Annotated in this window: 13 protein-coding genes; 7 read left to right on the forward strand and 6 right to left on the reverse strand. The window is 70.3% G+C overall.

The annotated features are described in order from the left end of the window. Window positions 1-42: 42 nt before the first annotated feature. From EG812_RS05525 to EG812_RS29235, 5 genes are read right to left on the reverse strand one after another with little or no spacing between them, the layout of a single operon-like run. Entirely contained in the window at window positions 43-924 is an 882-nt protein-coding gene (locus EG812_RS05525; RefSeq protein ID WP_126710921.1) for a potassium-transporting ATPase subunit C, read from the reverse strand. Next, window positions 924-3,095, reverse strand: coding sequence for a potassium-transporting ATPase subunit KdpB (gene kdpB / locus EG812_RS05530; RefSeq protein ID WP_126711122.1), 2,172 nt, complete (start codon window positions 3,093-3,095; stop codon window positions 924-926). Before kdpB ends, EG812_RS05525 begins: the two co-directional genes overlap by 1 nt. 20 nt (window positions 3,096-3,115) lie before the next feature. Further along, window positions 3,116-4,771 carry a potassium-transporting ATPase subunit KdpA gene (gene kdpA / locus EG812_RS05535; protein WP_126710922.1) on the reverse strand — a complete coding sequence of 552 codons (1,656 nt, stop codon included), beginning with the start codon at window positions 4,769-4,771 and terminating at the stop codon, window positions 3,116-3,118. Continuing rightward, the gene (kdpF, locus tag EG812_RS05540) at window positions 4,771-4,860 is read right to left on the reverse strand and encodes a K(+)-transporting ATPase subunit F (RefSeq protein WP_050814620.1); all 90 of its coding nucleotides are present in this window, start codon (window positions 4,858-4,860) and stop codon (window positions 4,771-4,773) included. Before kdpF ends, kdpA begins: the two co-directional genes overlap by 1 nt. Next, the gene (locus EG812_RS29235) at window positions 4,857-4,994 is read right to left on the reverse strand and encodes a hypothetical protein (protein WP_199743807.1); all 138 of its coding nucleotides are present in this window, start codon (window positions 4,992-4,994) and stop codon (window positions 4,857-4,859) included. Before EG812_RS29235 ends, kdpF begins: the two co-directional genes overlap by 4 nt. Before the next feature lie 159 nt (window positions 4,995-5,153). Here EG812_RS29235 and EG812_RS05550 point away from each other — a divergent pair, with 159 nt between their 5' ends. Beyond that, window positions 5,154-5,573: a GNAT family N-acetyltransferase gene (locus EG812_RS05550; protein ID WP_233579385.1), complete on the forward strand. Its 420-nt coding sequence runs from the start codon at window positions 5,154-5,156 to the stop codon at window positions 5,571-5,573. Between the two features lie 192 nt (window positions 5,574-5,765). Next, the gene (locus EG812_RS05555; RefSeq protein WP_126710924.1) at window positions 5,766-6,431 is read left to right on the forward strand and encodes a Type 1 glutamine amidotransferase-like domain-containing protein; all 666 of its coding nucleotides are present in this window, start codon (window positions 5,766-5,768) and stop codon (window positions 6,429-6,431) included. 81 nt (window positions 6,432-6,512) lie between these two features. On the opposite strand, the gene EG812_RS05560 is transcribed toward EG812_RS05555, so the two are convergent. Next, complete coding sequence (locus EG812_RS05560) at window positions 6,513-8,102, reverse strand: DUF6194 family protein (protein ID WP_126710925.1); 1,590 nt, start codon at window positions 8,100-8,102, stop codon at window positions 6,513-6,515. Window positions 8,103-8,156: 54 nt separating this feature from the next. On the opposite strand from EG812_RS05560, the gene EG812_RS05565 reads away from it, so the two are divergent. From EG812_RS05565 to EG812_RS05585, 5 genes are all read left to right on the forward strand, one after another. Then, entirely contained in the window at window positions 8,157-8,909 is a 753-nt protein-coding gene (locus EG812_RS05565; RefSeq protein WP_126710926.1) for a TioE family transcriptional regulator, read from the forward strand. A 74-nt stretch (window positions 8,910-8,983) separates the two neighbouring features. After that, window positions 8,984-9,823 (forward strand): SDR family NAD(P)-dependent oxidoreductase, encoded by an 840-nt coding sequence (locus EG812_RS05570; RefSeq protein WP_126710927.1) that lies wholly within the window; start codon window positions 8,984-8,986, stop codon window positions 9,821-9,823. Between the two features lie 106 nt (window positions 9,824-9,929). After that, entirely contained in the window at window positions 9,930-10,748 is an 819-nt protein-coding gene (locus EG812_RS05575) for a MerR family transcriptional regulator (RefSeq protein ID WP_126710928.1), read from the forward strand. Between the two features lie 72 nt (window positions 10,749-10,820). Then, a complete protein-coding gene (locus EG812_RS05580; RefSeq protein ID WP_126710929.1) occupies window positions 10,821-11,180 on the forward strand; it encodes a nuclear transport factor 2 family protein in 360 nt (119 codons plus the stop codon). A 164-nt stretch (window positions 11,181-11,344) separates the two neighbouring features. Then, the gene (locus tag EG812_RS05585) at window positions 11,345-12,742 is read left to right on the forward strand and encodes an amino acid adenylation domain-containing protein (protein WP_126710930.1); all 1,398 of its coding nucleotides are present in this window, start codon (window positions 11,345-11,347) and stop codon (window positions 12,740-12,742) included. The last annotated feature ends 48 nt before the right edge of the window (window positions 12,743-12,790 follow it).

Below are 12,790 nucleotides of genomic sequence, written 5' to 3' on the forward strand. Positions count from 1 at the left end.
GCGGGTGCCGGGCCGGGACACTGCGGTCCCGGCTCGCTGGCGTCAGCGTGGCGGGAACGTCTCGTCGAGGGCGAGGTTGAGTTCCAGCACGTTCACCCCGGGCGCGCCCATGAAGCCGAGCGTACGGCCGGTGGTGTGCTCGTCGACGAGACGTTCGACCGCGGCCGGGTCCGCGCCGCGCTCGCGGGCCACCCGCGGGACCTGGAGTCGCGCGTATGCCGGACTGATGTGCGGGTCGAGGCCGCTGCCGCTGGCGGTGACCGCGTCGGCCGGTACGGCGGGCACGGCGGGCGCGTCACCTCGGACGGGGACGATGGTCGCCCCCGCCGCCCGGTAGTCCTGCCCCGGCTGGGCCAACTCCACCGGCACGCCCGCGTAGCCGGGGAGGAACGGGGTGGCCGGCGCGGTCTGGTTGACGCTGACCACCCGGAGGACCGGGCCGGTCAGCCCGTCGGCACGGAAGACGGCCAGCACCGCCCCCACTCCGTCGGTGGTGCAGTACGGCCGGCGACCGTCGACGCCGTCGAGTTCGCCGACTGCCCTGCTGCGGGCGCAGACCTGGGTGAGCAGACTCTGCCTGCTCTCGTCGGGGTCGGTGGCGATGACGTCGACGACGTCCTCCGGGCCGAGGTTTGTGGCGCCGGTGGAGGTGGGGTCGTAGCCGTCGCCGGCCGCCGACGGACGGGACTGGAAGTAGCGCGGTACGGCCTTGCCGTCCGCGTCGGTGAAGGACTGCCCGATCAGGGCGCTGCCGGCGGCGTGGCCGTCGACCTCGATGATCGAGCCGTCGGCGCGGTCGGCGAGGCCGGGGAGGCGGCCGACGGCGACCATGGTGAGGGGGTAGGCGATTCCGGCGAGCGCGGTGAAGACCAGCAGCGCGCGCAGGGCGGCGAGATGGTGGGCGAGCCAGGTGGGTAGGCGCATCAGGAGATCCCCGGGACGAACTGGATGAGCAGGTCGATGAGCTTGATGCCGAGGAACGGCACGATGATGCCGCCGAGGCCGTAGATCAGCAGGTTGCGGCGCAGCAGACTCGACGCGGCGGCGGGCCGGTACCGCACGCCGCGCAGCGCGAGCGGGATCAGCGCGACAATGACGATCGCGTTGAAGATGACCGCCGACAGGATCGCCGACTCCGGACCCGACAGGCGCATGATGTTGAGTACGTCCAGACTCGGGTAGAGCCCGGCGAACATCGCCGGGATGATCGCGAAGTACTTCGCGATGTCGTTGGCGATGGAGAAGGTGGTCAACGCTCCTCTGGTGATCAACAGTTGTTTGCCGATCTCCACGATCTCGATCAGCTTGGTCGGGTCGGAATCGAGGTCGATCATGTTGCCGGCCTCCTTCGCGGCGGAGGTGCCGGTGTTCATGGCGACGCCCACGTCGGCCTGGGCGAGCGCGGGGGCGTCGTTGGTGCCGTCGCCGGTCATCGCGACCAGTCGGCCGCCCGCCTGTTCCGTGCGGATCAGGGCGAGCTTGTCCTCCGGCGTGGCCTCGGCGAGGAAGTCGTCCACCCCGGCCTCGTCGGCGATCGCCTGCGCGGTACGCGGATTGTCGCCGGTGATCATGACGGTGCGGATGCCCATCCGGCGCATCTCGTCGAAGCGCTCCCGCATGCCGGCCTTGACCACGTCCTTGAGGTGGATGATGCCCAGGGCGCGGGCCGGCTGACCGTCGACGTGCTCGGCCACCACGAGGGGCGTGCCGCCCATGCCGCTGATCTCGTCCACCACCTGGCCGACCTGTTCGGTGGGGTGGCCGCCGTGCTGGCGTACCCATTGCATCACCGCGGCGGCGGCGCCCTTGCGGATGCGTCGGGCCGGCCCACCGTCGCCGGGTGTCAGGTCCACACCGCTCATCCGCGTCTGCGCGGTGAACGGCACGAACGTGGCGTGCGGCATGAGGCCCGGTTCGCGCTGCCGCAGCCCGAATGCGTTCTTCGCGAGCACCACGACCGACCGGCCCTCCGGGGTCTCGTCGGCGAGGCTGGACAACTGGGCCGCGTCGGCCACCTGGCCGGCGGTGACGCCCTCGACCGGCAGGAACTCGGCGGCCTGCCGGTTGCCGAGCGTGATCGTGCCGGTCTTGTCCAACAGCAGTGTGTTGACGTCGCCGGCGGCCTCCACGGCCCGCCCGCTCATGGCGAGCACGTTGCGCTGCACGAGGCGGTCCATGCCGGCGATGCCGATCGCCGACAGCAGCGCGCCGATGGTGGTCGGGATGAGGCAGACCAGCAGCGCGACCAGCACGATGCCGGTCACGCCATCGTCGGTGATCGCCGGGCTGTCCGCGGCGGCGGCCTGGAAGTCCTTCGAGAAGATGGCGAGGGGTTGGAGGGTGACGACCGCCAGCAGGAAGATGATCGTGAGCGCGGCGAGCAGGATGTTCAGTGCGATCTCGTTCGGGGTCTTCTGCCGGTTGGCGCCCTCCACCAGGGCGATCATGCGATCGATGAAGCTTTCGCCCGGCTTCTGGGTGATCCTGACGATGATCCGGTCGGAGAGCACCTTCGTGCCGCCGGTGACGGCGCTGCGGTCGCCGCCGGACTCCCGGATCACCGGCGCGGACTCACCGGTGATCGCGGACTCGTCGACGCTGGCGATGCCGTCGACCACGTCCCCGTCACCGGGGATGGTCTCGCCGGCCTCGACCACCACGATGTCACCCTGCCTCAGGTGCGGGGCCGGGACGCTCTCGGTGCGGTAGGAGCCGGGGGTAGTGCCCGCGGTCCAGTCGAGCAGGCGGGTGGCGACGGTGTCGGCCCGCGCCGTACGCAGCGCGGCGGCCTGCGCCCTGCCCCGGCCCTCGGCGACGGCCTCGGCGAGGTTGGCGAAGACGACGGTCAGCCACAGCCACGCCGTGATCGCCCAGGCGAACACCGACGGTTGCGCCACCGCGAGGACGGTGGTGGAGGCCGCGCCGATCTCGACGATCAGCATGACCGGGTTGCGCCACAGCGAACGAGGGTCGAGTTTGCCCAGCGCGTCGGGCAGCGAACGGAGGAGTTGCCTCGGGTCGAGCAGGCCGCCGCCCCGGTTGCCGTGGGTGGCCGGTGGGCCGGGGGTGCAGGCGTGGGGCGTGGCGACGGTCATGTCCTTCTCTCTCATGCTGATCACAGCCCCTCGGCCAGGGGGCCGAGCGCCAGCGCGGGCAGGAACGTCAGCGCGACCAGGACCACCGTGACGCCGACGACCATCCCGACGAACAACGGGCGATGGGTGGGGAGGGTGCCGGGGGAGGCGGGGGTGGGTTGCTGCCGCGCGAGGGCACCGGCCAACGCCAGCACCAGGATGATCGGCGCGAATCGACCGACCAGCATGCACAGCCCGAGTGCCGTGTTCCACCACGGCGTGTTCACCGTCAGACCGGCGAACGCCGAACCGTTGTTGTTGCTCGCCGAGGTGAACGCGTAGAGCACCTCGGACAGCCCGTGCGGGCCGGCGTTCAGCGCGGTGAGGTGGTTGCCGGTGGCGAACGCCGCCGCGGTGCCGATCAACACCAGCGCCGGGGGGATCAGGAAGTACAGCGAGGCCAGTTTGATCTCACGTGGTCCGATCTTCTTACCCACGTACTCCGGCGTTCGGCCGACCATCAGCCCGGCGACGAAGACCGTGATCACGGCGAGGATGAGCAGCCCGTACAGGCCCGCGCCGACACCGCCGGGCGCTACCTCGCCGAGCATCATGTTGACCAGCAGCACCCCACCCCCGAGCGCGGTGTACGAGTCGTGGAACGAGTTCACCGAACCGGTGGAGGTCAGCGTGGTCGCGGCGGCGAAGGTTGCCGAGTTCGACACGTCGAACCGCACCTCCTTGCCCTCCAGGGCCGCCCCGATCGCCTGCGGCACCGTGCCGTGACCGGACACCTCGAACGCGGTGGTCAGCGCGACGCTGGCCAGCGCCAGGGTCGCCATCACCGCGACGATCGCGTAGCCCTGCCGAACCTGACCGACCATCCGGCCGAACACCCGCGGCAGACTGAACGGGATCACCAACAGCAGGAAGGTCTCCCACCAGTTCGTCCAGGCGGTCGGGTTCTCGAACGGGTGGGCGCTGTTGACGTTGTAGAAGCCACCACCGTTGGTGCCGAGATTCTTGATCGCCTCCTGGCTGGCCACCGGCCCACCCGTGATGCTCTGGCCGCCCCCGGTCAACGTGGTGATCTCCGTACCGGCGGAGAGGTTCTGCACCGCGCCACCGATCATCAGGACCAGCGCCGCGAGCACGGAGAGCGGCAGCAGCACCCGCAGCGTGATCCGGGTCAGGTCGACCCAGAAGTTGCCCAACTGCCCGGCGCGGCTGCGGGCGAAGCCGCGTACCAGTGCGACCGCGACCGCGATGCCCACCGCGGCGGAGACGAAGTTCTGCACCGCCAGTCCGGCCATCTGCACCAGATGGCCCATCGTCGACTCGCCCGAATACCACTGCCAGTTCGTGTTCGTCACGAACGACACCGCCGTGTTCCAGGCCCCGTGCGCGACCACCGGGTCGAAGCCGAGCGACAGCCACAGGTGGTTCTGCAGCCGCAGGAAGGCGTAGAGGAACAGCACCGAAACGGCGGAGAACGCCAGGACGGCGCGGGCGTACACACCCCAGGACTGTTCGGCGGCCGGGTTCACCCCGATCAGCCGGTAGATCCCGCGCTCGACCCGGGAATGCCGCTCGGCGCACACCACGCGGTACAGATAGTCGCCCAACGGCCGGTGTACGACGGCCAGGGCCACCACCAACGAAAGAACGAACAACACACCGGTGCTCGTGCCGGTCATCAGAACCGTTCCGGAAACAGCAGGGCGATCACCAGGAAAACCGCCAGGCCGACCGCCAGCACCACACCGGCGACGTTCACGACGCTCACAGCTTCTCCACACCCCTCACCATCAGGGCGAGCAGCGCGAACAGCGCCACCGTCAACACGACGAACACCACGTCAGACACGACCGGCTCCTCAATCCCGACCTCGGGGTGCCGCGGCCCGCTTCTGTCGGCCACGCCGGGCAATCACAGCGCCGACCAGTCGGGAATGACAGGTGCTATAACGCGATCCTCACGACGAATGCGCAATTCTTCACGCCTTTTTCACGCGAAGTGGCCTGCTGCATCCGGCGAGGCGAACCGACGCAGCCGGTCGACGACGACAACTGGCGAGCGGTGGCGGACGTCGTACCTCGCGACGACCAACGGGACTTCGTCGCCCCGTCGGCCGCGCGATATCTGCTGCTCAGTCTGCGTGAAGGGGTGTGGCACTCGCTGGCGGTCTGCGCCGACGACGAGGTCGTCGGTCACGTCATGTGGGGTTGGGACGACGACGACCAGAGCTACTGGATCGGTGGGATGGTCATCGACGCGTCGCGGCAGGGTGCCGGGCTGGGCCGGGCCACCGTACTGACCCTGGTGCGCTGGCTGATGGAGCGGCCCGACTGTCAGGGCGTGCGGCTGTCCGTACACACGTCGAACGACCTGGCCCGGGGTCTCTACGGCTCGATCGGCTTCCAGGAGTTGAAGCCGGACGAGGACGGCGAGATCGTCGCGGAGCTCACCCGCCAGCGGTTCGCTGATTCGGTGGCCTGACCCGGCACCTCAAGACCGCCCTCGAACAGGGATCACGTGGTGATGGTGCCGCGCCGATGCCACTCGATCATGTATCGAGCGTGATCTTTGAGGGGCCATCTTCGGGATCGTGGCGGAGCGTGGCCAGGCCTACGATGGGCTGGCTCCCTGGCCCTGAGGTGCATCGTCCTTCCGCTCGATCTTGGAGATGTCGTGAAGCTGTTGCTGACGTCCGGCGGTGTGACGAACCCGAGCATCCATACCGCGCTCCGGCAGCTTCTCGGTAAGCCGGTCGCCGAGTCCCGCGCCCTCTGCATCCCGACGGCACAGTGGGGCCACCCGATGTGCGGGCCGGCGTCGGTGCGGGGTCTGGTGGCCGCCGACCCCGGGTCCGACTGGCGGTACCTGTCCGGCCTGGGCTGGGGTTCGCTCGGTGTCCTGGAGTTGACCGCGCTGCCCAGCATCGGCGCGCAGCGGTGGGTGCCCTGGGTTCGGGAGACTGATGTGCTGCTGGTCGACGGTGGCGATGCGACGTACCTGTGTCACTGGATGCGAGAGTCCGGGCTGGCCGATCTGCTGCCCTCGCTGCCCGACCTCGTCTGGGTGGGGGTGAGTGCGGGAAGCATGGTGATGACGCCGCGGATCGGGGCGTACTTCGTCGAGTGGGCGTCGGCGCCGGACGACCGAACTCTGGGCGTCGTCGACTTCTCGATCTTCCCGCACCTGAACCTCTTCCCCACGAACACGCCGGCCGATGCGCAGCGGTGGGCGGCTGACATCGGCGGCCCGGCCTACGCCATCGACGAACAGACGGCCATCAAGGTCGTCGACGGCGCCGTCGACGTGGTGTCCGAGGGGCAGTGGACGAGGTTCGGCTGAATCTCCACCCACGGCCTCGATGCTCAGGCTCGTTGCGAGGCCCGGCCGGCGCCAAGCGAGGCGCCGGTACCGCTCGCGGCCTCACTCCTGCTGGCCCGCCGCCCGGCGTACGGCGCGCTCGTGGCGGTCGACCGCGCGGGCGTGCGCGACGGCGAGGAGCTGGTCGACCTCGGGCAGCAGGTGCGGGCCGGGCATGACGATGCTGGCGAAGCCGTACAGGGCGTAGCCCGGGTGCGGCACGACGGTGTCCAGCCGGGCGAAGTCGAACTCGTGCCGGTGTTCCTCGAAGTCCTTGGGTGGGAAGCCGAACCGGCGCTCGAACTCGGCGCGGCCGAGGTCGAGGTTGAGGCGGAAGACGCCGGGACGGTCGAGTTGGGACGCTTCGTCGAAGCCGGGCACGTCGTGTTCGACGATGGTGGCGAACGGTTGGCGACGGTCCGCGCCGACGTGGAAGAACCGGTCGCCCCAGGCGACCTCGGGTGATCCGTTCTCCTGGCTCGCCACGACCTGCTCGACGCCGGGCAGCGCGAGGATCCGCTCGGCGAGCGTGGCCGCGCCGACGCCGGTCGGGATGTGCAGCACCGCGTCGGCGTGGGCGACGGTGGCGTCATCGAGGGGGAAGTAGCGGTAGTCGTGCGTTCTGCGCTCGGCCGGTTCGATGTCGGACGCCCGGACGTACCGGGGAAGCCCGGTGTCCTGCTGGAGTCTGCCTTCGTAGGTCGACAGGGCGGGCGCTTCGATGCCGAGTGCGGGGCTCGCGCCGAGGCTTCCGACGATCACCGCGTACCGGTCGCCCAGCAGCGAGGAAACGATCGCGCCGGCACCGGCCCACGACAGGTCCGTTCCGGCCATCGTCATCGTGCTCAACTGGCGCTGAAGGTGCGTGTTGTGCGCGAAGACCACTGTGGGTCCGCGGTGTGCCTCCACCGACCGGATCGCGAGCAGGTTCTCGGCCATCAGCGCGTCCCGGACTCCGGCCAGGCGGGCGAAGCGTGCCTCCTGGGTCAGTGGTGCGGCGGCTGCGGCGTGGTAGCGCAGCACCGCGACGGCGGACATGGCGTGGACGAACGCCGACTGCCAGCCCTCGGGTCGACGGGGTGCCTGCAGGTACAACTCGGTCAGCAGGTCGTCGGCGATCACCCGCAGGCGCTGGGCGTCGGCCGAACCCCCGATCGACCTGCCCGGCTCCCAGATCGCTGCCGGGTCGCTCCAGCGCGCCTCGTCGCCGACCAGGTCGTCGATCTCCGCCGATCGGTCCAGGTCGAGGAACTCACACACCCGGACCAGGTGACGCCGTGGACTGGGGGCACCCTCCAGTTCCAACGGGGCGTCGAAGCCGTGGAACGTCAGGCGTTCGGCAGCCGGCCGCCCGGTGTTCCATTCGCGCATCCGCAGCAGCAGGTCACGGTTGGCCGGGGCGGCACCGAACCCGTGACTGAACCCCTCGGCGAGCGCACGGTCGAGCGGGACGGCGGCGGAGCCCTGCACGAAGTCGTCGGCGATCAGCCCGGCAGCCCGGTCGCTCTCCAACGCGATCGACCGGTAGCCGTGCTCGGCCAGCGAGAGGAAGACCTCGTTGCGGATCTGGAGGAAGGCGGATTCGCCGTGCGTCGGCTCACCGAGCGCGAGCAGGGACGGCGGTACGGCAAACAGGTCGAGAAGCGACGTCATTGCATCAACCGTATCGTTGAACCACCGATTGAGGCTTTCAACCGATGGAGCACGGTGACCGCCCCGAAACCCTCCAACCCGGGTGTACGCCGACCGGTCGACCTCGCCCGCCGTCACGGGCTGTCCGCGCAGGCGGTACGCAACTACGAACGAGATGGCGTCCTGCCGCCGGCCGAGCGCAGCCCGACCGGCTACCGCCGGTTCACCGAGGTGCACGCCACCGCGCTGAGCGCCTACCTCGCGCTGATCCCCGGCCACGGCTACGCGGCCAGCGGCGACATCATGCGGGCCGTCAACCGTGGCGACATCGACGCGGCACTGCGCACCATCGACCACAGCCATGAGCTGCTGCAACGCGACCGGGACACCCTCGACGCGGTCGAGGCGGCCGTCGCCGTGCTCACCGGCTCGCCGCCGCAACCGCAGCGCCGCACCGCCGTACCGATCAGTGTGCTGGCCCACCGGCTCGGCGTACGACCGGCGACCCTGCGCAAGTGGGAGCGGGCCGGCATTCTGCAGCCGGTGCGCGACGTGGCCACCGGCTACCGCGTCTACTCAGCAGGCGATGTCCGCGACGCCGAACTCGCGCACCTGCTGCGTCGCGGCGGCTACCGGCTCGACCACATCGCCGACGTGCTGCGTCGGGTACGCGAAGCCGGTGGTGCCGAACCGCTCGCCGCGTCGCTGCGCCAGTGGCGGGACCAACTCACCGCGCGCGGCCGTGCCCTGCTCACCGGGGCCGCCCGGCTCGCCGACCACATCGAAACCCTGGACCCTCCCGCACGGGGAGCGTTCAGGATCGGGTGAACGCGCGAGTTCACCAGGCAATCTGACGCCGACCAGCCAGCGTCCGATGCCGTCAACGGGGGAGTGGAATGAGCATGAAGACGTGGTTTGTCACCGGAGGCACCCCAGGCGGGTTCGGCATCGCGTACGCAGAGGCCGCCCTCGACAACGGCGATCAGGTGGCGGTGACGACGAGGCGGCCCGACGAGCTGCACTCGTGGGCGCGGCGATACGGCGACCGCGTCCTGATCCTGCCCATGGACGTCACCGATACCGAGGCCGTCGAGCAGGCCGTGCGTGCTGCCGAAGACCGTTTCGGTGGCATCGATGTGCTTGTCAACAATGCCGGACGCGGCTGGTTCGGGTCGATCGAGGGCATGGCGGACGCCGACGTCCGACGCATGTTCGAGTTGAACTTCTTTGCCGTGCTCTCGGTCATCCGGGCGGCTCTGCCCGGAATGCGCGCCCGAGGCAGTGGGTGGATCATCACCATGTCCTCGGTGGCCGGGCTGCGCGGTATCGAGGGATTCGGGTACTACAGCGCCGCCAAGTTCGCGCTCGAAGCCATCACCGAGGTGCTGCGCGGGGAGGTCGCGCCGCTGGGCATCCAGGTGCTGGCGGTGGAACCGGGTGCCTTCCGTACCCGCGCCTATGCCGGCTTCGCCGACGAAGCCGTCGCGGAGACCATCCCGGCGTACCTGCCGATGTTGGAGCAGGTACGCGCTGCCATGATCGATCAGGACGGTAAGCAGCCCGGTGACCCGCAACGCGGAGTGCAGGCGGTGATCGCCGCGATGGCCCAGGCCACGCCCCCGCACCGACTCGTGCTCGGCAGCGACGGATTCGACACGGCCGTCGCCACGCTCGAACGCAATCTCGACGACATCCGTGCCTGCGAAGCGCTGTCCCGGGGAGCCGACTTCCCGGCCGCCTGACCGACCTTCGGGGTACGGCATCTGCTGCCTGGTCGGCGACCGCGCGGGAGACCGTCGAGACGCCGAATGTCGACCCTCTCCTCGGGGGAGGCGCGAGGATGACACCGTGACGTTGCGCAAGGGCTTGACCATCGGCGAGTTCGCCACCGTGACGCGGCTGAGCGTACGGACCCTGCGGCGCTATCACGAGTCCGGGCTGCTGGTGCCGGCGACTGTGGATCCGCACACGAACTATCGGTACTACCTGCCCGACCAGATCGCGACGGCGCAGGTCATCCACCGGCTCCGTGAGCTCGACGTGCCGCTTGCCGAAGTCAGGTCGATCATCACGACCGGCGATCCGCACCAGCGGGCCGAGCTCATCGCGGGTCACCTGCGCCGGCTCGAGGCCGAGCTCGACCGTACGCGCGCGGCGGTGGTGTCCCTGCGCCAGCTGCTGCAACCGGACGCCGCGACACTCGACGTCGAGCTGCGTTCCGTGCCTGCGCGGACGGTGGTCGCCATCAGCGCGACGGTCCGGATCGAGGATTCGCTCGTCTGGTTCGACACGGCCATGGACGAGCTGGATGCCGCCTTCCCGCCGGCCGAACGCGCCGGGCCGCCCGGTGGCCGGTACGCCAACGAACTGTTCACCGACGGCGTCGGCGTCATGACCGTCTTCCGACCGGTCCGCAGCCCGCATGGCGGCGGCCGGATGGAGGTTGTCGAGTTCCCGGCGGCGGACCTGGCCGTGGCCGTGCACGCGGGTCCGCACGACGACATCGACGTCACCTACGGCCGGCTGGGGGACTGGGTCGTCTCACATGCCCTGGGCATCGACGGGCCCGTCCACGAGACGTACCTGGCGGGTCCCCGCGACACCGGGGACGCCCGGCGGTGGCGTACCGAGATCGGGTGGCCGGTGTTCCGACTCACTCCCGGCTGACGCCAGTCGAGGCGCCGGAGCGGCGCACTTGACCTTCTCGCCGGGGGAGACCCCACCGTTGGGAGTATGCACATGACACCAGACCGAGAAACCGCCCTCACCTGGGCCGAGTTGCCGACCGTGATCACCGCGTACCTTCGCGCCCACGAAGCCCGGGACACCGAGACCGCCGTGCGCGCGTTCGCCGCGGCCGCCGTGGTGGCGGACGAGGGTCACACCTACCGGGGCCGGGACGAGATCAGGAGCTGGCTGAGCAACGCCGGCAGCCAGTACACATACACCACGGAATTCGTCGGCGCTCACCGGATCGGTGCAGCACAGTTCGATGTGTTGCAGCATCTGGAGGGGAACTTCCCGGGCGGCTCGGCGGACCTGCATTACCTGTTCACCCTGGAGGGTGACTCGATCACCCGCCTCGCGATCGCACCGTAGGCGACGCCGTCCCGACAGGAGAGCGACGGGTGTGCGGCGGGCGGGTCGGGCAGCAGTGCCCGGATCGAGATCGGGTCTTGGCGTAGCCCGCGGCGGACGTTATGCTCCGCCGCGATGAAACCTTCTCTCAGATTGGGGGCCCGGTTCGCACAAGGTGAGTGCTGATGCGCTCCCCGACCGCGAACGCGGATTCCCGTCTCTCCCTCTGGCGGCGCGTACGTGAGTACGCCGTACCGCCGTCCATGATCGAAGCCGCGACTGCGCGTCGTCACGTCGGTGACTGGGCCGGGGCGTGCGCCGCCGCCCGCGTCGATGTCGACCTGGACCTGCGCGCCGTTGCCCGTATTCACGGCCGGGAACTGGCCACCCGGCTGCGGACCGATCTCCGTCACCTCGCGCCGGACCTGCTGCGCTGGCACATGCCGAGGATCGCCCCTGACGGACTGCTGCGCCCGGGCGTGACCATCCCGCTGACCCGGTACGGCCCGGCGGATCACGACGGTGCCGAGGCGGTGCACCTGGTCGCCCGGACTCCACCGGCCTGGGCGGATGCGGGCCAGCGGATCAGCCTGGCGTTGTGGGCCGCCGGATTCCCCGACAGGACCGACAGCTCGCATCCGCATCCGCGCCCGGACCGTCGCTTCCGTCTGGACCTGCATCGTCACCTGTGGGATGCGCGGAGAACCGACGAGTTGCGCACCCGTTCGGGCCTGCTGCCGTCGGCCTCCGACAACACGATGCGCCCCGACCCGCCGTGGGACGCGTTGCGGGAACGTGGTTACGCGGTGGACCGGTGGGTGGCCGAGGCGACGTTGCTGCTCCGACAGGAGGGCCGCACCAACGGCTCGGTGGTGGTGCGGCTCGGCCCTCGGCGTCGTCTGGTCGTGGACGTCGCTGCGGCGAGCACGGACGTACACCCGCCTGCGGCGCGCCTCGGCAGGGCCGCACGGACCGGTGGTGTCCCCGGCGTGCCGGTGCTGCCCGACGCGGCGACCTGGACGCCACCTGATGTGGAACTGCTGCGTCATGGGTTGATCGAGGTCGACCGGCTGCACCCGCTGGTGGCCGCCGCGCTCGCGCCCGGTCACCGACCGAGGGTCACGCCGACGTCTCCGGGCCCGGAAGCAGCGCCCCGTCTCGTGGCCTGCCGGGGCGTCTGGCACCGCATCGGCCTGGTGGACGGTGTGCTCACACCCCTTGACCACGACCCGGCGGAGATCCGCCGGGAGGAGTTGCTGGCCGCGCTGACCGGCACCCCGCTGGCCTGCCTGCGGGCAATCGACGAGGCGCACCGCAGCCCGCAGTGTCTCCCCGACATCCGTGCCCGACTGGACCACGGCGACACGGCAGGTGCGCTGGCCGCCGTCGAGGCCCTCCTCGGACCCGATGCGCTGCTGCGCCACGGGGAACTGCGGAAGGAACTGGAGAACGCCGCGTCGCGGCGGATCACGTACGGGCTGTTCCGCGCCGGATTGATCGGGTCGGGACCTGCCACCTGCTCCCGGGACTGGCAGCCCAAGCGGGCCCGCCGCTCGCACCCACGTCACGCGATCGCCCGCTGACCGGCGGGACCGCTTTTCCTCCTCACTCGGCCCAGGGCCGAGCCACGA

The sequence above is a fragment of the Verrucosispora sp. FIM060022 genome (assembly GCF_003977705.1).
Lineage (GTDB): Bacteria > Actinomycetota > Actinomycetes > Mycobacteriales > Micromonosporaceae > Micromonospora > Micromonospora gifhornensis.

Excerpts from the sequence above, each read along its gene's own strand:
- EG812_RS05525 (WP_126710921.1), bottom strand. The coding sequence starts at position 924 with ATGCGCCTACCCACCTGGCTCGCCCACCATCTCGCCGCCCTGCGCGCG.
- kdpB (WP_126711122.1), bottom strand. The coding sequence starts at position 3,095 with ATGACCGTCGCCACGCCCCACGCCTGCACCCCCGGCCCACCGGCCACC.
- kdpA (WP_126710922.1), bottom strand. The coding sequence starts at position 4,771 with ATGACCGGCACGAGCACCGGTGTGTTGTTCGTTCTTTCGTTGGTGGTG.
- EG812_RS05560 (WP_126710925.1), bottom strand. The coding sequence starts at position 8,102 with ATGACGTCGCTTCTCGACCTGTTTGCCGTACCGCCGTCCCTGCTCGCG.
- EG812_RS05570 (WP_126710927.1), top strand. The coding sequence starts at position 8,984 with ATGAAGACGTGGTTTGTCACCGGAGGCACCCCAGGCGGGTTCGGCATC.
- EG812_RS05580 (WP_126710929.1), top strand. The coding sequence starts at position 10,821 with ATGACACCAGACCGAGAAACCGCCCTCACCTGGGCCGAGTTGCCGACC.
- EG812_RS05585 (WP_126710930.1), top strand. The coding sequence starts at position 11,345 with ATGCGCTCCCCGACCGCGAACGCGGATTCCCGTCTCTCCCTCTGGCGG.